Raw genomic sequence first — 21,230 nt, 5'->3', positions numbered from 1 at the left:
CGTGAGTCTACGTGGATTTACCGTCCGTCACCCGCGAGCGTTCAACGCTCGAGCAACGTCCTCAGCAAAAATCACGCTCTCGACCAGACCGGCGTCGTTACGCACGAGGTAAGCGGACGCTTCGTCGGCTTGCATGGCCGCGAGCAGATCGCTGCCTTCGGGGCTCCCTTCAAGAACACTCGCTTTCACGAGCGGCGTGAGAACCGCGTGGACCGGGTAGTTATCGGGGCTTGCTCGACCTCGGCACCCGGTGCAAGCACTACGTTCTCGCTATCGACGTACAGGCCGCCCCGCTCAACGTACGCGCGTTCGCGTCCAACGGTCGCTGCATTCGACAGTCTCCTGACCTCCCGTGAAACGTGTGAAGTGTGAAGCATATCCGCCTCCTCAAGAAGCCGCGCGTGGGCAATTGCCTGCGACGCCCCTTGAAAAAGCGAAAGCGCGATCAGAACGCTCCACACGATCCAAATGGGCGAGGGATACGTGCCGTTCAGGAGAGCAAGCAAGAGCGGAACAGCAACGACAGCGACGGCAATCACACGACCGGTCCACCCCGTGATGATGGTCGCGCGTGCGGAATTGACCCCTGATGCGCGAAGAAGCGCCTCGAAAGCGCGGCCGCCATCCATGGGAAGCCCCGGCATGACATTGAAGATTGCGAGGGCCCAATTCAGGGTGGCCAAAAACTGGCATGCGATCGCGACCATCAGTAGCGCCGCGGAGCCGCTATTCATGAAAGCCGGGGTCAGGCTCTGAGAGAAAGCACTGAGAACAAGGGCGAGGATCGCGTTTGTTCCGGGGCCCGCGAGCGAAATAAGCATGGAACGCACGGGCTTGAGGCGCGGCCCTTCATAGGTGGTGTGCCCGCCATAGACCGTGAGCGCGATCTCGCACACTCGCGCACCGAAGGCGTGCGCAACCAGCGCATGGGCGACCTCGTGAAGAGCAACCGAAAGCAGGAACACCACGGCTACAATCGCGGCTGCCCCTATCGCATATCCCTGCGGCAGAACCTGAGCGAATCGCGGTTCCACCATGACCGCGAGCAATAGGGTAAAGAGAAGGCTTCCGATCCCCATCGAGATCTTCGGCATCGACCGTTCTGACGTCTCTTGCACACGCACCTCTTTTCGAGCCTGCAGTATCGAGTTCTATACTTGCACGACGCGCCGTAACAGTGCTTGATGAAGGAGGAAAGGTGGCCGAAATGCCCGCGAACGACGAGGTAATCCGCACCATTGCCATCGCCGCGTTCGGCGGATGGAACGATGCGGGGACCGCCAGTAGCGAGGCTCTCTCCCACCTCATGAACACGATCGGTGTCGACGAGAACGCCCCCACTCACACCATCGATGCCAACGGCTACGTGGACTTCCAGATCAACCGCCCCCTCATCGCGCGAGACAGCGAAGGCCAGCGTCGAGTCACGTGGCCACACACGCAAATCATTCCGTTGCTTCCGCATCAGGGCACCCGCATTCTCCTCATCACCGGTCCAGAGCCCTCGTTCAACTGGACGGGGTACTGCGAAGAGATCCTCGACCGCATTGACATCGAAGGCTGCACGCTCCTCGTCACCCTGGGGGCTCTCCTCGCCGATACGCCCCACACAAGGCCGCTTCCCACGACGGTCACGTGGAGCTCTCACACGCCACAAGTTGCTGATGCCAACGACTACGAAGGTCCGATAGGGATCCCCACGATCCTCAACGACATTGCGGTCGAAGCAGGCGTCGGCACCCTAGCCGTATGGGTACAGGTACCTAACTACGTTGGCCAAAACCCCGTGCCCAAAGCTGCGTGGTACCTCCTCACAACTTTGGGGCGCGAACTCGACATGCAGATCCCTCTCGGGGAGCTGGATGAGGACGTTCGAGCGTGGGAGCGCGGGATGGACGCCATGGCCAACGAGGAAGAAGACATCAAGCACTACATTGAACAGCTCGAAAGCTTGCGTGATGCTACTGAGCTTCCCGAGGCGTCAGGCGAACGAATCGCTTCGGAATTCGAGCAGTTCCTGCGCAGCCGCGAAGATGGCAAGGAGGGCTAGGTTCAGCTTCGTCGTGCCGGATGCACAGTGCGGGATTCTATGCGCCGCCGATCGGAGAGACGACTCCGAAGAGAAGCAGCAGTAGGAGCACCGTGCCTGCGATCAAGCGATACCACACGAACACCGCGTACGAGTGGGTTTCGATGAGGCGCATGAACCACACGATCACGGCATACCCAAGCACGAAAGCAACGACGGTTGCCACAATGATCGCCGTGAGGCTGGGTTCCCCCGCTACGGCCGCTGCGGCACGCCCTTCGGGGGTCAAGAGCGCGGGAACTTCCTTGTAGGCCTTGTAGAGGCCCGACGCAAAGACGGCGGGAATCGCCAGAAGAAACGCGTATCGCGCTGCCGCTTTGCGGCTATAGCCGAGGATGAGACCCATCGTGATGGTCCCGCCCGAACGACTCACGCCCGGGATGAGTGCCAGGGCTTGCGCGAGGCCGTAGAAAATCGCGTCTTTGAGGGTGAGTTCTTCAAGACTCTTTTCCTGAGCACCACGCGCGTCCGCGTAGGCAAGAAACACGGCAAAAAGAATAAGCATCGCCGCCGTGATGTAGAGGTTCCTCAGCGCGTGATCGATCTGGTTTTCAAACAGCAGCCCGAGGATGCCGATAGGGATCGAGCCGAGGATCACGAACCAGCCCATGCGTGCATCCGGGTCCGAATGAGGAACCTTGTCCACTAGGGATTTCGCCCACTGGGCGATGATGTGAACGATATCTTTGAAAAAGTAGAGAAGTACGGCTAGTTCCGTACCGAGCTGCATGATCGCCGTGAAGGCCGCGCCCGGATCCTTCCCAGGATTCAGCAGTTCACCCACGACGCGCACGTGTGCGCTTGAAGATACGGGAAGAAACTCGGTGAGTGCCTGGACTATGCCCAAAATAACCGCATCGAGAAAACTCAACTCAACGACTCCTTAAGAACATGCACGCCCGGCGATTCAATGCGCAGCGCGCGACATTGGCGCCACGAAGCGACACTACGCGGTGCCTCCCCACTTGGAAGGCACCGCGAGGTGTGTGATCGGTTACGGGATGCGCCTCATGGGCTCAGTCCTCGTCATCCTCATCGTCGTAGTCGTCCTCATCCAGGTCGAGGTCGTCAAAGTCGTCGAAGTCATCATCGTCGTCGTAGTCATCGTCCTCGTCGTCGAAAATGATGAACGGAGTCGCGACGCTGTACGCATCGAAGAGCGCGTCGTCGTAATTTTCGAAGGCCATCGAGAGGCGTTCGGTCGCCACATCGAGTTGATCTTCATCCTCGCCATTGGTGGCGGCGATGACATCGTAGTGGCGCTCAAGGGCGGCAATCAGTGCGGTCAGTGCGGCGCGAGGATCTTTCGTGTTCATGGAACGAAAATACCCCGAAAAAGAAGTGAGCGGTAGCCGATTGCCCGGATTTCGTCACCAATTTTCCGAGGCTCGCACAAGGTGGCAGACTCGACCTGAGAAAGGAGCTCCCATGACGAACATTCCGGATCGTTCGCGCACCTTCGTACTTCCTCCGAAGTGGAAGGTCTCGAAGCCCTCGAACCTTAGCGATGCTCCCGTGACCCGGGGGCGCTCCGTGCGTGATTACGAGTTTCAGGTGCTGACAATTCCGAAGGGCACGTCGATCGGTCTGGCGCGTCAGGCGCTCACCGATGAGGCGGAGTATGGGCGCTGGGAACTTGCCCGCACACAAAAATTCATCGGCGGCGGTAAGAAGGTGTGGTTGCGCCGACGAATCATGCGTGTGAGTGCACCTTAAAAGTTCTCCACACCACGCCGTTTAAGGCCCGGGTTCACCACCGATGTGATGGACTGTGAGACGTGATCAGCAGTTTCGAATCAACCGTCGCGGTCATGCATTTTATTTTCGTGACGTGCGCGCACCTCACGTTCGCCGTGCCACTTTCCTATTACGACATTCGCGAGCATCGTCTTCCGAACAAGCTCACCCTCGCCCTTAACGGGGCAGTCCTTTGCACGGCGGCGATCGGCGCCCTTATCGTTCCCGAACTCGACACCCGCGTGCTCGGCGCCTGCATCATCGCTCTCGTCGTGGGTGCCCTGACTTTTGGCTTTGCTCTCTTTTCCCCCGCGAGCCTCGGGATGGGCGACGCGAAGGTGACGCCCGCGACCGTGCTCCTCGCGGCCCTAGGCGGCGCACCAGTCCTGCTCGGAGCCCTTGCCTGGGTGTGTGGTGCGGGCGCCATCTCTGCGCTGTGGGTCCTCATGCGAACGAAGAGTACAAAAACGCGCTTTGCCTTTGGCCCCATTATCCTGAGTGCGCCCTACGGTGGCCTCGCTCTTACTCTCCTTGGGATCTTCTAAAGCAGTAAAGTCCACGGGGCCCTCCCACTCTGTGTTGTGTCGCGGGTCTGCGGGCCGTGCAAGGGCATGCGCTGGCACACATCCGCACCTTCAAAGCCTTGTGACATCGCCCTCAGCACCCTGCTCGGCGTTGAGGCGGTTGTACTCGTCCTCGGCAGCGTCGAGGTAGTCGTTCTCAGCGGCAGCAGCGACCGTGCTCATGCGGTAAAGAGCTTTCATGATTCCCCCTAGTTAGGAAAAGGACCGAGACTGGATAGAACCGGCTAACCAGATTTGTGTGTGCGCCGCAGGCTCTTTCGGATCATGTGAAAATGACCGATAGGTGTCACGGACGTCAGGCAGTAGCCCTGGTGTAACGCAGTTACCGTAACGCCCTGCTGGCGAATACGGGACTAACACCCCCTAGGCGTGGCACTGTGATACTGCGGGAGCCTCTTGTGTGAAACGCCAAAGACATTAAGGTGCGCGAAGCGCTATCCGGCTCCTAGTCGTGTGGTGCGGGCGGGGCGGGCGAAGCATCTCGCATATCGCGATGCGTGGCTTCGCCCGCGGTCCCAACCAGTCTTCATTCATGCCGCAGCGTGAGTGTTGAAGGGAGGCCCCCGCCTCACCCTCACACCGCAGGTGCGTTAGCGCATGCCCGCTCCGCGTGGTTGGGACTCGTCTCTCCGCCCCACGAGACGCCCATCACAAACTAAGCAGAGGAAAAGGACAAGGGGCAGACTTTTACCTGAACTGCGGATAACTCTGAGTGAACGTTGACGAACTAGCCGCCGCCCTCCCCGCCGTCGGCCCATTCATCAGGGTGAATTAACCACGAATCCCGTGCAGGCTCTCCTGCACGGGATCTTGTGGTGTCCGAGGGGGGACTTGAACCCCCACGCCCTTAAGCGGGCACTAGCACCTCAAGCTAGCGCGTCTACCTATTCCGCCACCCGGACTGGGTTTTTGTCGCTCGTCGTTTGCGACTCAATGAGATTACCACCGTGGTTGCTGCGGGGGAAATTGAGAGGCCGTTTTTCGCTATTTCGTGAACGGAATCACGCAAGGTCCTTCTACGGTGCCTGGATGCGCAACGTGAGAGACTCGAATCCATGCCCCACATCATGTTTTTTGAGCCGCTCATCCCCGGCAACACCGGTAACGCCATACGCCTGTCTGCTGTGACAGGTGCGCCCTTGCACCTCATCGAGCCTCTCGGCTTCAACTTCGATGACTCTCACCTCAAGCGCGCCGGCCTTGACTATCACGACCTCGCCGTCATGACTGTGCACGAAAGTTTCGATCACGCGCTCGAGGCGCTTCCCGACTCTCGCATTTTCGCCTTCACGGGGCACAGCAATGCCCACTTTCAAAACGTGCATTACGAAGACACCGACGTTCTCCTCTTCGGTCGCGAGGACACGGGCCTACCCCGGTGGGTTCTCGACCACCCACGCATCACGAAATCGGTTCGGATTCCCATGCTCGAGGGACGACGCTCGCTCAACCTCGCGAACTCCGCGTCCATTGCGGTGTATGAAGCGTGGCGACAGCTTGGTTACACGGGAGCGCTCTAGAGCTCCTGCCCAAAGACGGCCTCGTACATGACCTCGGCAGGTGCATGCTCAACACCGCACATGAGCTCGACCTGTCTCGCAGCTTGATGCGCGAGCATGTGGGCGCCGGTCGCGAACGCGGGCTCTTCGTGCACTGCTCGTTCACGGCAAAGCGCGTCTCGAATGCGCGTCAGGGGGGTGGGATCGGGAAAATACAGGGCGTCAAAAAAGGCCGACGGTACCCGCGCAACATCGTGCATTTTGTGGAAAACGCGTTCGGCGAAGGCTTCGGCACCGTCAAGTGCGAGCGCGCTCGCCACGATGTCGGAGTGGAAGCTCAGTTCGGGTCGCTCCCACTCCCCTATGTGAACTTGTGCTCCGTACCGCGCGACGAGTCCTTCGAGTGCGGCGAGCTTTTCGCGTGAGCGGGCGAGGAGTGTGAAGCGCGTGCAACCGGACTCGCACAGGGCCGTCGCAAGCGAAAGCGCCGTCGCCCCTGATCCGAGCAGTGTCGCACTCTCGAGAGCGCCGATGCCGACCGTTGCGAGTGCTCCGGTGATACCTGCGATGTCGGTATTGAAGGCTGCGTAGCGGCGCGAGTGGCCGGAGCCGAGAGGGATCAAGGTGTTCGCGATGCCGAGCTCCGCGTGCGGGCCATGCGCCACGGCGAGGTCGTGAGCGTGAGCCTTGTGCGGCATGGTGACACTCACGCCATCGAGCGTCGGGAGCGTTTCGTGCACGAACTTCGCGAATTCGCCGCGAGGCACGTGGATTCGTTCGTAGCTCGCGCCTTCAATTCCGAGCGCGCGATACGCCGCCGCGTGCAGTTCGGGCGAGAGAGAATGCGCAATGGGATCGCCGATCACGGCAAATCGCCGCCCGCTCTCGCCTACTTGTTTTTCGCCCATTCGCGCCACTCCCGCACGTTCTTATCATGCTCGGCTTTGGTGCTCGCAAACTTCGTTTCGCCGGTGTCGGTATTGACCGTCACCCAGTACAGCCACGGCCCCTCTGGAGGGTTCTCCACGGCATCGAGTGTGGCTTCGCCGGGGTTGGCGATCGGCCCCACGGGAAGCCCGGGGTGCTTATAAGTGTTGTAGGGCGAATCGGTCGCACGCTGCTCGGGGGTCGTCGAAATCGTTTCGCTCTTCGTAAAGTAGGCCACGGTCGAATCCAGCTGGAGGTTCATGGGCCTTCCGCCTGCTTCTCCCACGCCAGCGAGGCGATTCTCAAGCGTTCGCACGACCTTGCCGTAGTCGTCAGGGTTGCGAGCTTCCTTCTCCGCAATCGAGGCGATCGTGAGGGTCTCGTGCCACTTCTCTTTCGGGATGCCCTTCTTCTCAAGTTCGGTTGTCATGCGCGAGACCATCTCATCGAGAATGTCTTCGGCGGAATCTCCCTCGTGGAAGTCATATGTACCGGGCCACAAGTATCCCTCGATCGACTTCGCCGGATTACGTGGAACACCGCGCGCCTCGTAGTCAGCGCCCGCCTTTTCAAAGTCCTCGACGGGCAACCCCGTGGCTTCGCTCAAACGCTCGTACATCTTGTGGGCGGTAAGTCCTTCGGGGAACGTCACACGAATGCCCACGCGACTAGCGGGGTCAAGAAGTAAGCGCAGGGCAGAGGCTCCGCTCATCTCTTTTCGAAGCTTGTACGTGCCGGGAGTGATGCTCGAAGCATCCTGGCTCGCCGAGAACGCCGTCACAAACGGGCCTTTAGTCTTGATCACTCCGGCGTCGACGAGCGTGCTCGCGATGTCTGAACCGGTATCACCACTGTTGACGACGATCTCGACGTCGCCCTTACCTTGGCCATCAAAATCCTTCGACGCGCTCGCCACATTCACGTTGTGTGAAACCCACGAGTAGGCAAAGTATCCACCGCCGATGAGCGCTGCGAGCACCACGACCACCACAAAGGCGGGCAGGAAACGTTTGAGTTTGCTCGGCTTTGCGTTCCGACGCTTGCCATGCCCCGATCGAGACTGACTTTCGCCTGACGAACCCAGCAGGTCCTCAAGTGAAGAATCTGGCACAAATACTCCTTAGTGGGAATCGTCTGGGATCCACGGCTCTCCGGCCGCTGCGCCGCGCGCGCGTTCAAAGTCAAGGGCGGTCTGCAAAATCATGACCGCAGCGACCTGATCGATCACCGGTCTATGCTTGCGATGCTTGCGGCCGGAATCGCTCAGGGCACGGTGCGCACTCACGGTGCTCATGCGCTCGTCTACAAGGTACACGTCGTAGTCGGGTTCTTCCGCGAGGGGCTCGAGTTCGGCGAGTTCCGCAATGAAAGCATTGGCTTTCTCGACGGCCGAACCGTTTTTCCCGCTCAAGAGGCGAGGCTTTCCCACGTACAGGCGTTCTGCACCGAGTTCGACGATCAATTCCTGTAACCGAGCCGCGGAGTCCTCCCGCGGAAGGGTCACCACGGGGGTCGCGAGTAGGCCGTCGGCATCGCTTCGAGCGACGCCGACGCGGGCATCACCCACGTCGACGCCGATGCGCACAAAGCGACGACTCATGAGGCGCGGTCACGAAGCGCGGTCGTGATCGACTCGAGCGCGGCAGACACGAGCGCGGGGTCGCCGCCACCGCCCTGCGCGAGATCATCTTTGCCGCCTCCGCGGCCGTTCATCACAGCGGCAGCGTCACGCAAGAGCGTGCCTGCCTTGAGGCCAGCTTCGCGCGCCGCGGCATTGGTGGCCACGACGAGAGCCGCGCGACCGTCGGACTCCCCTGCAAGCGCCACCACACTCGCCTCGGCCTCGCCAAGCCTTGCGCGCAAATCGGTGGCGAGAGTACGCAGGTCTCCAGCGGCGACGCCCTCGCCTGCATCGTGAACAAGGACGCGAACACCCGACACGACTGCCGCAGATTGGACGAGCGAGCTCGCTTGAGCTTGGAGCTGCTGGCCGCGCATCTGCTGGAGGTTCTTTTCCATCTCCTTCACGCGCTTTGTGAGCGCCTGAACGCGCTCGGGAATATCCTCCGCACCCACCTTGAGAATTTCCGCGAGTTGCGACACGAGCGCGTGCTCTTTCGAGTGGAACTTGTACGCACTTTCGCCCACGAGTGCATCCACGCGGCGCACGCCTGAACCGATAGATGATTCCGACACGAGCTGAACCGAGCCGAGGCTGCCCGTAATCGGGACGTGAGTGCCGCCGCACAGTTCGCGAGACCAGTCGCCGCCAATCGACACGACACGGACGATATCGCCATACTTCTCACCGAAGAGCGCCTGAGCGCCAAGAGCCTTCGCCTCATCGATGGGCATTTGCGCGTCGGTGACGTCAAGGTTCTGCTGAAGCATCTGATTGACCTTGCCTTCGACCTGTGCGAGGGAGCTCTGAGGTACGGCCTGGCCGTAGCGGAAGTCGAAACGCATGCGACCGGGCGAGTTTTCCGAACCGGCCTGGGTCGCGCCGTCGCCGAGCTCCTCGCGAAGAGCCTGGTGCACCATGTGGGTCGCCGTGTGGGCGCGCGCGATGGCACCGCGGCGCTCGGTGTCGATGCGCGCAACCGCCGCCTCGCCGGCGCGGGCGCTCCCCTCGATGAGGCGGCCGCGGTGAACCGAAAGGCCCTTCACGGGCGCCTGGACATCGTCAACTTCGATGATGCCGCCTCCGGCGAGACTAATGGTGCCCTGATCGGCAAGCTGTCCGCCCATCTCGGCGTAGAACGGAGTATCGGCAAGAACGATCTCGATATCTGCGGGCGCGCTCACCTGTTCGGTGAGAGCGCCATTCACGAGGATCGAACCCACTGTCGTCGAGACCGTGTCGTCCGTGTAGCCCACGAAACGGGTAAGACCATGCGCATTCACAATGTCGTGGAAAAGCGCCGTATCCGTGTGGCCGGCTTTCTTTGCCTGCGCATCGGCGCGGGCACGCTCACGCTGCTCCTGCATGGCGGCGCGGAAACCGGCTTCATCAACGCGCAGACCAGCCTCTTCCGCCATTTCCAGAGTGAGGTCAATGGGAAAACCATAGGTGTCGTGGAGAGTAAAGGCATCTTCGCCCGCGAGGAGATCGGAGCCGCTCTTCTTGAGATTGGAGCTGAGGCCCTCGAAAATCTGCGTGCCGTGAGACAGGGTGCGGCGGAAAGCCTCCTCCTCCGTGTAGAGCACATCTTCGATCGCCGCGAACTTCTCCTCAAGAACGGGATAGGAGGCGACCATGGCGTTCTTCGATACCGGCAGCAGCTCGGGCATCGCTTGCTTGTCAAAACCGAGAAGGCGCATCGAGCGCACAGCGCGGCGAATGAGTCGGCGCATGACGTATCCGCGCCCCTCGTTTCCCGGGCGCACGCCATCGGAAGCGAGCATCATCGCACTGCGAACGTGATCAGCGACGACGCGCATGCGCACGTCGCTTTCCTCATCGCCAGTGCCGTAGCGGCGGCCAGTGAGTTCCTGGGCATGCGCGATCACAGGGAAGACCTGGTCGGTCTCGTACATATTGCTCTTGCCTTGCAAAAGATAAGCGAGGCGCTCGACGCCAAGGCCCGTATCAATCGCCTTGCGGTCAAGTTCCCCGAGAAGCGGGTAGTCCTTTCCGCTGCCCTCGCCGCGCATGAACTGGTCGAAAACGAGGTTCCAAATCTCAAGGTAGCGATCACCACCCGGATCCACGTTGCCGCCTTCGGCTTCCGGCCCGAACTCGGGTCCACGGTCGTAGTGCCATTCGGCACACGGGCCCGCGGGTCCCGGCTGGCCAGTCGACCAGAAGTTTTCTTCCTTTGGAAGTCGCACGATGTGCTTCGGATCGATACCGATCACTCGCGTCAGGTGGTCGAACGCTTCGGCGTCGTTTTCCCAAAGCGTGACCCACATGCGGTCACCGTCAAGGCCGTAGCCGCCTTCGTCGACGCTGGTCGTGAGAAGCTCCCACGCAAAATCGATCGCGCCTTCCTTGAAGTAATCGCCGAAGCTGAAGTTGCCCGCCATTTGGAAAAACGTGCCGTGGCGGGTGGTTTTGCCGACGTTATCGATGTCGTTCGTGCGGATGCACTTTTGCACGCTGGCCGCGCGCGGCCAGGGCGCCTCGTCGGTGCCAACGATGTAGGGAATGAACGGCACCATGCCGGCGACGGTAAAAAGGATCGATGGATCCGACGAGACGAGTGAGTCACTCGGAACGATCTCGTGGTGCTTGTTCTTGAAGAAGTCGAGCCAGCGGCGCGAGACCTCGGCTGTCTGCATGGATTCTTCCTTCCCTCAGCCCTCGCGGGCACGGACTGGCTGGGCGTTTTAACTACAGGAGGCCCCGACCAAGTATACGTTCTCGTACTGGTCGGGGCCGCCTGAGACGAAGGCCGTGAGGCCTCCTTCATAAAGATATCAGCGAGCGTAGTACTCGACGACGAGCGCCACGTCGCAGGTCACGGGGACCTCGGAGCGCTTCGGGCGAGCAACGAGCTGAGCCTTAAGTTCCTCGAGCTGCACCGAGAGGTACGAAGGAACCGACGCCTGAACGTCGGAGTTCGCACCCTCAGCGGCATCCGCGAAAGCTTCGAGAGTCTGCGACTTCGGCTTGACCTGGATGGTCTGGCCGGGCTGCACGCGGTACGAGGGGATGTTGACGATCTCGCCGTCCACGAGAACGTGGCGGTGCGAGACGAACTGGCGAGCCTGGAGGATCGTACGGGCGAAGCCCGCGCGAAGAACGAGCGCGTCGAGGCGAGTCTCGAGGAGCTCAACCATCGACTCACCGGTCAGACCCGGGAGCTTCTTCGCCTCTACGTAGGCGCGGTGAAGCTGCTTCTCACGAAGCTGGTACTGAGCGCGCAGGCGCTGCTTTTCGGTCAGACGAACCGCGTAGTCCGAGTTCGAACGGCGGCCACGACCGTGCTGGCCCGGCGGGTAGGGGCGCTTCTCGAAGTACTTGACGGCCTTCGGGGTAAGCGCAAGACCGAGTGCACGCGAAAGGCGTGCAGTACGACGTGCTTTGGTGACACTGGTCACGTAAGTTACCTCAATTTCGATGCGATGAATCCATTTGGCAGCCGCGGATTCAGCGCAACACTTTACCGGGCTTAGGCCCCCACCTCAAGCGTGGAGAAGGCTTGAGTGCGCCGTGCCGCTGTGGGATCGCTCACCGCATCTCAGTCGTCGGACCTCCCGGACCCTCCCGTGCCCCGTGTGAGCGAGCGCAGAATCGCCAGCGAGCTCTTTACTCGCCCTTCAAATCCCCGATCGGTCGGTTCGTAGTAGTTCACGCCCACGAGGTCATCGGGAGCGTACTGCTGCCGCGCCACACCGCGAGGCTCATCGTGCGCATACACGTATCCCACGCCGTGCCCGAGCTTCTCCGCTCCCTTGTAGTGCCCGTCGCGCAAATGCGCGGGAACCGAACGCCCTTTGCCGTGCCTCACGTCGTCAATCGCGCGATTGATGCCCGCATAGCTCGCGTTCGACTTCGGTGCCGTCGCGATATGCACGACCGCTTGCGCGAGAGGAATGCGCCCCTCGGGCATACCGATCATCTGAACGGCTTGCATCGCGGAAACGGCGACCTGGAGGGCCGTCGGATCGGCCATGCCGACCTCTTCGCTCGCGGCAATCACGACGCGACGCGCGATGAAGCGAGGATCCTCGCCTGACTCGATCATGCGCGCGAGGTAATGCAACGCCGCGTCGGGATCGCTTCCCCTCATTGATTTAATGAAAGCGCTAACGACGTCGTAGTGCTGATCGCCTTCGCGGTCATACGTCAGCATCGAGCGATTGATGGCGTGGGCAAGAATGTCGCCAGTGATGCGCTTTTCGGGCGTTGTGAGTGCCGACGCAGCAGCCGCTTCGAGAGCCGTAAGCGACTTGCGGGCATCACCACCGCTGAGCCGTACGAGAGCCTCACGCGCATCTTCATCAAGTGCAACCGAGCCGCCGAGCCCGCGTTCTTCGGTTAGTGCGCGTGTCAAAAGGGCATCGATTTCTTCGGCTCCAAGGGCATCGAGAGTGAGCACAATCGACCGCGAAATAAGCGGAGTGATGATCGAAAAATACGGGTTTTCCGTGGTCGCGGCGACCAGGGTCACCCAGCGGTTTTCGACCGACGGCAAAAGGGCATCCTGTTGAGACTTGTTGAAGCGATGAACCTCGTCAACGAAAAGGATCGTTTCGCGGCCGGTCGTGCGCAAGCGGGACCGCGCGGCATCCACCACGGCGCGAATGTCCTTAACACCAGCGAGAACAGCAGACACTTCCACAAATTCACGATTGCCCTCGCGCGCGACCGCGTACGCGATGGTTGTTTTTCCGGTGCCCGGAGGGCCCCACAAAATGATTGAGCTCGGGGCGGTATGCGAATCGTCCTCCCCCACGAGCCGATACAAAGGCGAACCATCGGCAAGGGCGTTTCTTTGCCCGACGATCTCCTCCAACGTGCGCGGCCGCATGCGCGCGGCTAGCGGCGCGCGGTGATCGACATTGCGGTCCGCAAGAGTTTTCGGAGCCTCGACTCCAGGTTTGAGGGAAAAGAGATCGTCATCCACGTCTCTAGCGTAACGAGGCGCGACGGGATTCGCGGCGACGGGCAACCAGAACGGAGATGCCCGCCACGAACGGCAACACAAGCGGAACGTACCCGTACCCCTCGCCGAAGTGCGACCACACGGTGGCCTTGGGGAACCACTCGGGCTTCGCAAAGCTCAAGGATCCCACCGCGAGCACGCCCGCGAGCTCTACACCGACGAGGCTCATTATTGCGCCCCAGTGCGGGGTTTTCCTCATGAGAAGAACGGCAATCGCCACATAGGTAAGCGCAGCAAAAATGCTCAGTGAAAAGGCGAGCGGGGCCTCGGAAAAATCGCGAATCGATTGAACGAGCGCACGGGCTGTAGCTGATACGGCAAACACGCCATAAACCACGAAGAGGGCCGTGCGAAACCCACGAGAGACCTCTCCCGTCTCCGGCGCACCACTCGCCTTTGACCTCGTCACTGCGCGAACCCCGCGGGCCAGATTTGTGGAAGACGATAGGCGAGAAATACACATGTGAGCGCTATCGCGGCGATCGCGAATGATCCCCACTTGGTGCGTTCGAGGAACGAAATGTAGACACCTGCGATCGGCAAAGCCGCAGCAGTCGCGACGTAGCCCCAAAAAATCACCGCATCGGTGGGACCGATCGGAGCGAGCAGCCACGCACCAGCACCAATGAGCCATACACACGACAGAAGCAGTGAAGCGCCCATAAGCACGAGATCAGCGGCAAGGTCCTTGATCACGTAGAGCGCGCCAAGCGCAGTGACGAGCGCCGCCACGACGTATAAAACGACCAGCATGCGCCGCTCCCACCTCAAACTTGACTGACTCCCCTACGATAAACGCATGGCACATATAAAAATGAGCATCAGCAACGTTGATTCGATCACGACCGTTGTACTCGTGGTCCCCCTCCTCAAGGGCGCAAAGGGCGCGCCCGCTACCCCCGTGGGGCTGCCCTCGCTTGAGGAATCCTTCACGGCCGTCAAGGCCGAGGGCGCCAAAGGTGCGCTCACGACAATCCCGGCTCCCGCCGGCTATCGCGCCCACGCGATCGTGGGCGTTGGCCTCGGCGCCGAAGCACTGGAAGACGTGACGTGCGAGGCTGTGCGCTACGCCTTTGGTGCCGCCTCGCGCACGCTCACCGGCCACAAGAGCATCGCGCTCGCATTCCCGGCCGCCTCCGAAGCTCACATCGCCGCCGCTCTCGAGGGCGCAGCTCTCGGCGCCTACGCATTCGTTTCCCACAAGAGCGACCTCAAGGACGATCAAAAGCCCGTCGAGGAGATCGTTCTTGCCGTGGCCGATAAAAAGGAACTCAAAGCTCTCGAAGCAGCCGCAAACCGCGCCGAGAAAATCGCCGAGGGTGTGCACATCGTTCGCGATCTCGTGAACACCCCACCGAACCTGCTTTACCCCGATTCCTTCGCGAAGCGCGCGAAGGATCTCACGAAGAAGCTTCCCGTGAGCGTCGAGGTTCTCGATGAGAAGGCCCTTGCCGACGGCGGCTACGGCGGCATCGTGGGCGTGGGCCAGGGCTCGACCCGCCCGCCCCGTCTCGTCAAACTTTCTTACGCACCGAAGCGTGCCAAGCGGCACGTCGCTTTTGTAGGTAAGGGCATCACGTTCGATTCGGGCGGCATTTCGCTGAAGCCCGGCGCCGGAATGGACGAGATGACGATGGACATGGGTGGCGCCGCAACCGTGCTCGCCACGACCATCACCGCTGCAGCCCTTGAGCTCGACGTCAACGTCACGACCTTCCTTGCGCTCGCGGAAAACCTCCCCGGAGGCGGAGCGCAGCGCCCCGGCGATGTCGTCACGATGCGCAACGGTAAGACCGTTGAGGTGCTGAACACCGACGCCGAGGGCCGCATGGTCATGGCCGACGCACTCGTGGATGCCGCGGCGCTTGAGCCCGACCTCCTGATCGACGTCGCGACACTCACGGGGGCGGCGATCGTCGCCCTTGGCAACCGCACTGCAGGAGTCATGGGGACCGATGAAGCCCGCGACGAGGTGTGGGAAGCATCTAAGGCCGCGGGCGAGCCCATGTGGCCGCTTCCCTTCCCGGAAGAGCTTCGCGAGGGATTGAACGGCCGCGTGGCCGACCTCAGCAACATCGGCGAACGCCCCGGAGGCGCGCTGAGCGCGGGCATCTTCCTCAAGGAGTTTGTTGGCGAGACGAAGTGGGCACACGTCGACATCGCTGGCCCCGCTTTCACGCAGAAGCCTTTCGGCTACAACAACATCGGCGGCACCGGCATGAGTATGCGCACGCTCGTCGAAGTAATTGAGCGCGAAGTCGCCAAGTAAAAAGGTTGCGCACTTCACGCGCAGCGACCGTCGGAAAGCCCCCGCTTTTGCCCCGCACCCGCGGGCGGAGTTGGGGGTTTTCCCACACTCTGGCCCCACTTACGGTCGGCCCACGGCGACATCCAGGGGCGTGTCTTACGATAATGGGCGTGCATGCCGCACCGGCTGGCTTAGCGTTCGAGGCCGGGACCTTCGGCGACATGCCCCCAATCCTCAACAGTTAGGGAGCTGAACGTGGCGGATACCTCCACAGACCAGAAGTTCGACATCGTGATTCTGGGAGGTGGCAGCGGCGGCTACGCGGCCGCGCTGCGCGCCACCCAGCTTGGAAAGAGCGTTGCCCTTGTCGAGAAAGACAAGCTCGGCGGCACGTGCCTCCACCGCGGCTGCGTGCCCACCAAGGCGCTGCTTCACGTAGGCGAGATTGCCGACACCCCCGCCGAAGCGAAGGCCGTGGGTATTGAGATGACCGCCTCCGCGATCAACACCGAGAAGATGCTCGACTTCAAGAACAAAGTCATCGGGCGCCTCTACAAAGGCCTCCAGGGCCTCGTGGGTTCCTCCGGTGCGACCCTCGTCAACGGTTTCGGCCGCCTTACGGGTAAGAACACTGTCGAGGTTGAGGCGGAAGACGGCTCGAAGCAGACCCTCACGGGTGAGAACATCATCCTCGCCTCGGGTTCCTTCTCCAAGACCCTCCCGGGCCTCGAACTCGGCGGCCGCATCATTGACTCCGAGGTCGCTCTTCAGCTCCCCGAAGTTCCGAAGAACCCGATCATTCTTGGCGGCGGCGTGATCGGCGTCGAGTTCGCTTCCGTGTGGAAGTCGCTCGGCGCTGAATCGGTCACGATCATCGAAGGCCTCCCCCACCTCGTTGCTAACGAGGACGAGGCAATTTCTAAGAATCTCGAGCGCGCGTTCAAGAAGCGTAAGATCGCCTACTCGCTCGGCGTGTTCTTCGAGAAGGCTGAGCAGACCGAGACTGGCGTCAAGGTCACGCTCGCCAACGGCAAGACCTACGAAGGTGACTACCTCCTCGTCGCTGTTGGCCGCGGCCCGCAGACGAAGGGGCTCGGCTACGAAGAGCAGGGCATCGAGATGGATCGCGGATTCGTGCTCGCCAACAAGGACACCCTCGAAACGAACGTTCCCGGTATCTACGCCGTGGGCGACATCGTTCCGGGCCTCCAACTCGCTCACCGCGGCTTCCAGCAGGGCATCTTCGTGGCCGAACAGATCGCGGGTCTCAACCCCCAGCCGATCGACGAGTCGGGCATCCCGCGCGTCACCTACTGCGAGCCGAACATCGGCTCGGTGGGGCTCACCGAAAAGCAGGCAAAAGAGAAGTTCGGCGACGACAACGTCGCGACCTACGACTACAACCTCGGCGGCAACGGAAAGTCCCAGATCCTCGGCACTCAGGGCTTCATCAAGCTCGTGCGTGAGAAGGACGGCCCGATCGTCGGTGTCCACATGATCGGTGCACGCCTGTCGGAGCAGATCGGCGAGGCACAGCTCATCGTCAACTGGGAGGCGGAGCCCGAGGATGTTGCTTCGCTCATCCACGCCCACCCCACCCAGAACGAGGCGATGGGCGAGGCTGCGCTCGCTCTCGCTGGCAAGCCGCTCCACGCACACGCCTGATCACGAGGAGAGATACCTATGTCTGAAATCGTCAAGATGCCCGCGCTCGGTGAGTCCGTCACCGAGGGCACCGTTGTTCGCTGGCTCAAGGAAGTTGGCGAGGAAATCGCCGTTGACGAACCGCTTCTCGAGGTCTCGACCGATAAGGTCGACACCGAGGTCCCCTCCCCCGTTGCCGGCGTTCTCGAGAAAATTCTCGTGAATGAGGATGAGGACGCCGAGATCGGCGCTGACCTTGCCGTGGTCGGCGATGGTTCCGGCGTTGAATCGAGCTCCGCGGAGCCAAGCGAGGGTGAGAACCTTGCCTCGGATCCTACGGTTGCCCCCTCGACAACGCAGGGGGCCCCCGTTGGTGAAAGCGAAGCGCCCGGTGACTCATCGAGCAACTCCGGTAGCGCCGAGGGCGAAGAGGTCACGATGCCCGCACTCGGTGAATCCGTTGATTCGGGCACCGTTGTGCGCTGGCTCAAGGAGGTTGGCGAACAGGTTGAGGCCGATGAGCCTCTCCTCGAGGTCTCGACCGACAAGGTCGACACCGAGGTTCCCTCGCCTATCGCAGGCACGCTCCAGAAGATCCTTGTGCAGGAGGATGAGGAAGCTGAGGTCGGTGCTCCGATCGCCGTCATCGGCTCGGGCGCCCCAGCTGGCGATGCCCCGGCACCTTCCGCTCCCGCTGTAAAGCCGGCCGAGGCCGCTCCGAAGGCCGAAGAGAGCGCGGCGCCCGCGGCTTCCGCGTCCGAGGCCGTCTCGTCGAGCAGCAACGCGCAGGCGTACGTGACGCCGATCGTGCGAAAGCTTGCTTCGGATAACGGCATTGATCTCGGCTCGGTCAAGGGCTCGGGCATCGGCGGCCGTATCCGTAAGCAGGATGTACAGGAAGCGATCGAGGCGAAGAAGAAGGCGGAGGCTCCCGCTCCCGCTGCCGCTTCGGCCCCGTCCGCCGCGGCTCCCGCGAAGAAGGAAGCCCCCAAGGTCGAGGTGTCGCCTCTGCGCGGTACCGAGGAGAAGATGACCCGCTTGCGCAAGATCGTTGCCTCGCGCATGGTCGAGTCGCTCCAGACACAGGCGCAGCTCACCACCGCCGTTGAGGTCGATATGACCCGCATTGCGGCTCTTCGTGGCCGGGCGAAGAACGACTTCCTCGCGCGTGAAGGTGCGAAGCTCACGTTCCTCCCGTTCATCATGCAGGCGGCTGTGGAAGCGCTCAAGGCGCATCCGAAGCTCAATGCCGAGATCGCGGGCGACATGATCAAGTACCACGGTGTGGAAAACATCGGCATGGCGGCGGACACCGAGCGCGGTCTCGTCGTTCCGGTGATCAAGAACGCCGGGGATCTCAACCTTGCGGGACTCGCTCGCCAGATTGGTGAGCTCGGCGCGAAGGCCAAGGGCAACAAGCTCACCCCGGATGACCTGCAGGGTGCGACGTTCACGATCACCAACACCGGATCGGGCGGGGCACTGTTCGATACGCCGATCGTTCCGAACCCGCAGGTGGGCATCCTCGGTTGCGGCACGATCGTGAAGCGTCCGGCAGTCGTGAAGGATGCCGACGGCAATGAGACGATCGGGATCCGCTCGATGATGTACCTGTTCCTCAGCTACGATCACCGCCTCGTGGACGGCGGCGACGCTGCCCGCTTCCTCTCCACGATGAAGAAGCGCCTCGAGGACGGCGCCTTCGAGGGGGATCTCGGACTCTGACCGAGTTCCTCTGACAAGAGCTCGGGCCGTGCTTTCGCGAGAAAGCCCGGCCCGGGTTTTTCTTAAGCGCTCTCCCCTCCCTCACCGACGGGCGTCGTGGAGGCGATCCGCCACGACCCCGCGATGCGCTCAAGGCGGATGTCAACTTCATAGGGCCTACTTTGGTCAAGTTCCAGAGAGTGCACGCCTTCGCCCATGCGCGCGGGGGTGTCCTTGAGCCGAGCGCGCACGCGCGCATCATTCTCGCTCTGTTCGAGAGTGTGTGCTTCGAGAACGCGCACTTCACCACCCTCAACCTGCACCCCTTCGAGAGCTGCACGGAGCTTCCGGTCGGCCAGTTCCGCTTCACTTCCAGGAACCGCTGAGTCATTGCGCTCAGTCTTTCCGGTGAGGTAGCGGTGCCTGGCGTGGGCAAGGGCTGTGATGATTGTGACCGGGTCGTCGCTTTCAGCGGCGACCGCAGCCGCCTCGGAGGGTGCCAGTTGAGGGGTGGAAGCCCTCATGGCTCCGCCTACGAGAACCGTGCACGCGAGCGCTGCCACCGCGACGAACGTCAAAGAGCGCTTGCTACGCGTTCGGGGGCGGTTTCGCCCGGGCTTTCCCTTGCGCTGCCGCGGAGCAGCGCCAGCCGGCACGCCCCGCCCGGATGGAGTAGGGCATACGGCTGCCGGGGCCTCACTCCCAGCCTCCCATGTCCACCCCTCCAACTCTTCAGCTTTGCGCTGCGCGTAGCGGTAGGTTCCCGCACCACTTGTGAGGCGCGCAAGCCATTGCTCATCACCGCGCTTTTTCACCGGACTCAGCTGCGCTACATGCGAAAAGTCCGTGACGACGACACGGCCGCGCGGCGAAAGTTCGAGCCCGCGAAACCCGGGGAGGCCGAGCGTGAGGTTTCGCGAATGCAGTGCTTTCAGGAGAACCGCGAGGTCCGACGCCATTTCCGCCACCGTTCCGCCACTTCGCGTGTTCGCACTCCGCGCGGCCCTTTTGCCGCGTGGCGGCGCAAGTGCACTGGGCCCCTCCGCAAACGCATAGGCTGCGAGGCCGCGCCATTTAAGCGAAGGAACCGCCGAAATATTGCCCGCTTCGAGGGCTCGAAGCAGCGCGATCTCGCGCCGCACCTGCTTCACCGCGCGAAGTGTGCGAGCACGGACGAGCGTCAAGCGTCGGCCCCTGTGATCCCGGGCCTGCCACACTTGCCGGCCATTTTCCGAGCGGACCAGTCGAACGGGCTGAAGCCCTGTGCCAAAAACTAATGTCAGGCGCGAGGTGTCAAGTCTCATGAGATCATTTCAGCCCTTTGACGATGCCAATCCCAGGGCTGATCCGAAATTGTGGATAACCCGCTCGTCAAACGTGTGCACTCGCCCGCGGAAACTTTTCCCTATCCACGTCGACCACTAGCATGGTGAGGTGCTCGACATTATTCACCTCGCTTTTTCCGAAGATTCCGGGATTGAATCCGCTCACGAAGATTTCAATCTTCCGCCCGGTCCCGTTGACTACAACGCTGCGTGGGATGTGCAAAAACAGATCCACGCGGAGGTGATTGCGGGCGAGCGCCCAAATACGCTTCTCCTTCTCGAGCATCAGCCGGTCTATACCGCTGGTCGGCGCACCCTCGAGGTCGAGCGTCCACGTGACGGCGCCCCCGTGATTGATGTCGATCGGGGTGGCAAGATCACCTGGCACGGTCCTGGTCAGCTCGTGGGCTACCCGATCGTCAAGCTTCCTGCCCCCATCGATGTCGTGGGCTTCGTACGGGGCATCGAACGGGCCATCATGGGCGTGTGCTCCAAGGCTGGCGTCCCTACGGCTCCCGTTGAAGGGCGAAGCGGCGTGTGGGTCCTCGATGAGCTCGGGATGGACCGAAAAGTGTGCGCAATTGGGCTGCGCGTCGCCAAGCGCTGCACGATGCATGGTTTCGCACTGAACTGCGAGAATGACCTTTCGTGGGCCATGAACGTGATCCCGTGCGGAATCGACGACGCAGGTGTGACCTCACTTTCCGTTGAAAGCGGCCGTACAGTGCGCCCGAAGGATGTGCTCGCTGATGTCGAAGACGCCATGAAGGAACTCGAAGCCGAACGCGGCCTCGAGTAAACAATCACCACCCGCCGAGATCGCATGAGCGCTGTGCGGGAGTTGGCAGCAACGCCTACTAGA

Annotated in this window: 22 protein-coding genes and 1 tRNA gene; 8 read left to right on the top strand and 15 right to left on the bottom strand. The window is 61.8% G+C overall.

Features of this window, described 5'->3' with window-relative positions; translation table 11 throughout:
• Window positions 1–27 precede the first annotated feature (27 nt).
• The gene (locus NBW56_RS00800) at window positions 28–189 is read right to left on the bottom strand and encodes a hypothetical protein (protein ID WP_250257623.1); all 162 of its coding nucleotides are present in this window, start codon (window positions 187–189) and stop codon (window positions 28–30) included.
• On the bottom strand, window positions 186–1,118 hold the full coding sequence (locus NBW56_RS00795; protein ID WP_250257622.1) for a M50 family metallopeptidase: 933 nt from the start codon (window positions 1,116–1,118) through the stop codon (window positions 186–188). Before NBW56_RS00795 ends, NBW56_RS00800 begins: the two co-directional genes overlap by 4 nt.
• Before the next feature lie 89 nt (window positions 1,119–1,207).
• On the opposite strand from NBW56_RS00795, the gene NBW56_RS00790 reads away from it, so the two are divergent.
• A complete protein-coding gene (locus NBW56_RS00790; RefSeq protein WP_074297029.1) occupies window positions 1,208–2,050 on the top strand; it encodes a proteasome assembly chaperone family protein in 843 nt (280 codons plus the stop codon).
• A gap of 37 nt (window positions 2,051–2,087) precedes the next feature.
• Here NBW56_RS00790 and NBW56_RS00785 read toward each other — a convergent pair whose 3' ends face one another.
• A complete protein-coding gene (locus NBW56_RS00785) occupies window positions 2,088–2,960 on the bottom strand; it encodes an undecaprenyl-diphosphate phosphatase (protein ID WP_250257621.1) in 873 nt (290 codons plus the stop codon).
• 145 nt (window positions 2,961–3,105) lie between these two features.
• The gene (locus tag NBW56_RS00780) at window positions 3,106–3,405 is read right to left on the bottom strand and encodes a DNA primase (RefSeq protein ID WP_065247792.1); all 300 of its coding nucleotides are present in this window, start codon (window positions 3,403–3,405) and stop codon (window positions 3,106–3,108) included.
• Window positions 3,406–3,517: 112 nt separating this feature from the next.
• Here NBW56_RS00780 and NBW56_RS00775 point away from each other — a divergent pair, with 112 nt between their 5' ends.
• Entirely contained in the window at window positions 3,518–3,805 is a 288-nt protein-coding gene (locus tag NBW56_RS00775) for a DUF5703 family protein (RefSeq protein ID WP_250257620.1), read from the top strand.
• Window positions 3,806–3,867: 62 nt separating this feature from the next.
• Window positions 3,868–4,371, top strand: a complete 504-nt coding sequence (locus NBW56_RS00770) for an A24 family peptidase (protein WP_250257619.1) — start codon at window positions 3,868–3,870, stop codon at window positions 4,369–4,371.
• Between the two features lie 90 nt (window positions 4,372–4,461).
• Here NBW56_RS00770 and NBW56_RS10125 read toward each other — a convergent pair whose 3' ends face one another.
• Entirely contained in the window at window positions 4,462–4,590 is a 129-nt protein-coding gene (locus NBW56_RS10125; protein ID WP_284346072.1) for a hypothetical protein, read from the bottom strand.
• 633 nt (window positions 4,591–5,223) lie between these two features.
• A tRNA-Leu gene (locus NBW56_RS00765) sits at window positions 5,224–5,312 on the bottom strand.
• 153 nt (window positions 5,313–5,465) lie between these two features.
• On the opposite strand from NBW56_RS00765, the gene NBW56_RS00760 reads away from it, so the two are divergent.
• Window positions 5,466–5,930 carry a tRNA (cytidine(34)-2'-O)-methyltransferase gene (locus tag NBW56_RS00760; protein WP_250257618.1) on the top strand — a complete coding sequence of 155 codons (465 nt, stop codon included), beginning with the start codon at window positions 5,466–5,468 and terminating at the stop codon, window positions 5,928–5,930.
• Here NBW56_RS00760 and NBW56_RS00755 read toward each other — a convergent pair.
• The 8 genes from NBW56_RS00755 to NBW56_RS00720 form a co-directional block, all read right to left on the bottom strand.
• Window positions 5,927–6,817 carry a shikimate dehydrogenase family protein gene (locus NBW56_RS00755; RefSeq protein WP_250257617.1) on the bottom strand — a complete coding sequence of 297 codons (891 nt, stop codon included), beginning with the start codon at window positions 6,815–6,817 and terminating at the stop codon, window positions 5,927–5,929. The two genes, NBW56_RS00760 and NBW56_RS00755, sit on opposite strands and share 4 nt — an antisense overlap.
• Window positions 6,799–7,947, bottom strand: coding sequence for an endolytic transglycosylase MltG (mltG, locus tag NBW56_RS00750; protein WP_250257616.1), 1,149 nt, complete (start codon window positions 7,945–7,947; stop codon window positions 6,799–6,801). The genes NBW56_RS00755 and mltG overlap by 19 nt, the downstream gene beginning before the upstream one ends.
• A gap of 9 nt (window positions 7,948–7,956) precedes the next feature.
• Window positions 7,957–8,436 (bottom strand): Holliday junction resolvase RuvX, encoded by a 480-nt coding sequence (gene ruvX, locus NBW56_RS00745; protein WP_250257615.1) that lies wholly within the window; start codon window positions 8,434–8,436, stop codon window positions 7,957–7,959.
• Entirely contained in the window at window positions 8,433–11,117 is a 2,685-nt protein-coding gene (gene alaS / locus NBW56_RS00740) for an alanine--tRNA ligase (protein ID WP_250257614.1), read from the bottom strand. The genes ruvX and alaS overlap by 4 nt, the downstream gene beginning before the upstream one ends.
• Window positions 11,118–11,255: 138 nt before the next feature.
• Window positions 11,256–11,879, bottom strand: coding sequence for a 30S ribosomal protein S4 (rpsD, locus tag NBW56_RS00735; RefSeq protein ID WP_126845948.1), 624 nt, complete (start codon window positions 11,877–11,879; stop codon window positions 11,256–11,258).
• Between the two features lie 140 nt (window positions 11,880–12,019).
• Entirely contained in the window at window positions 12,020–13,408 is a 1,389-nt protein-coding gene (locus tag NBW56_RS00730) for a replication-associated recombination protein A (protein WP_250257613.1), read from the bottom strand.
• Window positions 13,409–13,412: 4 nt separating this feature from the next.
• On the bottom strand, window positions 13,413–13,772 hold the full coding sequence (locus NBW56_RS00725; RefSeq protein WP_250257612.1) for a hypothetical protein: 360 nt from the start codon (window positions 13,770–13,772) through the stop codon (window positions 13,413–13,415).
• Window positions 13,773–13,852: 80 nt separating this feature from the next.
• Window positions 13,853–14,200, bottom strand: coding sequence for a hypothetical protein (locus NBW56_RS00720; protein ID WP_250257611.1), 348 nt, complete (start codon window positions 14,198–14,200; stop codon window positions 13,853–13,855).
• A gap of 46 nt (window positions 14,201–14,246) precedes the next feature.
• Here NBW56_RS00720 and NBW56_RS00715 point away from each other — a divergent pair, with 46 nt between their 5' ends.
• From NBW56_RS00715 to sucB, 3 genes are all read left to right on the top strand, one after another.
• Entirely contained in the window at window positions 14,247–15,716 is a 1,470-nt protein-coding gene (locus tag NBW56_RS00715; RefSeq protein ID WP_250257610.1) for a leucyl aminopeptidase, read from the top strand.
• A 234-nt stretch (window positions 15,717–15,950) separates the two neighbouring features.
• A complete protein-coding gene (gene lpdA, locus NBW56_RS00710; protein WP_250257609.1) occupies window positions 15,951–17,360 on the top strand; it encodes a dihydrolipoyl dehydrogenase in 1,410 nt (469 codons plus the stop codon).
• Window positions 17,361–17,378: 18 nt separating this feature from the next.
• Complete coding sequence (gene sucB, locus NBW56_RS00705; RefSeq protein WP_250257608.1) at window positions 17,379–19,064, top strand: 2-oxoglutarate dehydrogenase, E2 component, dihydrolipoamide succinyltransferase; 1,686 nt, start codon at window positions 17,379–17,381, stop codon at window positions 19,062–19,064.
• Window positions 19,065–19,126: 62 nt separating this feature from the next.
• On the opposite strand, the gene NBW56_RS00700 is transcribed toward sucB, so the two are convergent.
• Window positions 19,127–20,227, bottom strand: coding sequence for a hypothetical protein (locus tag NBW56_RS00700; protein WP_250257607.1), 1,101 nt, complete (start codon window positions 20,225–20,227; stop codon window positions 19,127–19,129).
• Window positions 20,228–20,477: 250 nt separating this feature from the next.
• Here NBW56_RS00700 and lipB point away from each other — a divergent pair, with 250 nt between their 5' ends.
• On the top strand, window positions 20,478–21,167 hold the full coding sequence (lipB, locus tag NBW56_RS00695; RefSeq protein WP_074296814.1) for a lipoyl(octanoyl) transferase LipB: 690 nt from the start codon (window positions 20,478–20,480) through the stop codon (window positions 21,165–21,167).
• The last annotated feature ends 63 nt before the right edge of the window (window positions 21,168–21,230 follow it).

Source organism: Dermabacter sp. Marseille-Q3180 (assembly GCF_940792985.1).
Lineage (GTDB): Bacteria > Actinomycetota > Actinomycetes > Actinomycetales > Dermabacteraceae > Dermabacter > Dermabacter vaginalis.
Note: the sequence above shows the minus strand (reverse complement) of the source record. Positions and strands in the feature narration are given on the sequence as shown.

Excerpts from the sequence above, each read along its gene's own strand:
- NBW56_RS00790 (WP_074297029.1), top strand. The coding sequence starts at position 1,208 with ATGCCCGCGAACGACGAGGTAATCCGCACCATTGCCATCGCCGCGTTC.
- NBW56_RS00775 (WP_250257620.1), top strand. The coding sequence starts at position 3,518 with ATGACGAACATTCCGGATCGTTCGCGCACCTTCGTACTTCCTCCGAAG.
- NBW56_RS00715 (WP_250257610.1), top strand. The coding sequence starts at position 14,247 with ATGGCACATATAAAAATGAGCATCAGCAACGTTGATTCGATCACGACC.
- sucB (WP_250257608.1), top strand. The coding sequence starts at position 17,379 with ATGTCTGAAATCGTCAAGATGCCCGCGCTCGGTGAGTCCGTCACCGAG.
- ruvX (WP_250257615.1), bottom strand. The coding sequence starts at position 8,436 with ATGAGTCGTCGCTTTGTGCGCATCGGCGTCGACGTGGGTGATGCCCGC.
- NBW56_RS10125 (WP_284346072.1), bottom strand. The coding sequence starts at position 4,590 with ATGAAAGCTCTTTACCGCATGAGCACGGTCGCTGCTGCCGCTGAGAAC.
- alaS (WP_250257614.1), bottom strand. The coding sequence starts at position 11,117 with ATGCAGACAGCCGAGGTCTCGCGCCGCTGGCTCGACTTCTTCAAGAAC.
- NBW56_RS00780 (WP_065247792.1), bottom strand. The coding sequence starts at position 3,405 with ATGAACACGAAAGATCCTCGCGCCGCACTGACCGCACTGATTGCCGCC.
- NBW56_RS00755 (WP_250257617.1), bottom strand. The coding sequence starts at position 6,817 with ATGGGCGAAAAACAAGTAGGCGAGAGCGGGCGGCGATTTGCCGTGATC.
- NBW56_RS00720 (WP_250257611.1), bottom strand. The coding sequence starts at position 14,200 with ATGCTGGTCGTTTTATACGTCGTGGCGGCGCTCGTCACTGCGCTTGGC.
- NBW56_RS00760 (WP_250257618.1), top strand. The coding sequence starts at position 5,466 with ATGCCCCACATCATGTTTTTTGAGCCGCTCATCCCCGGCAACACCGGT.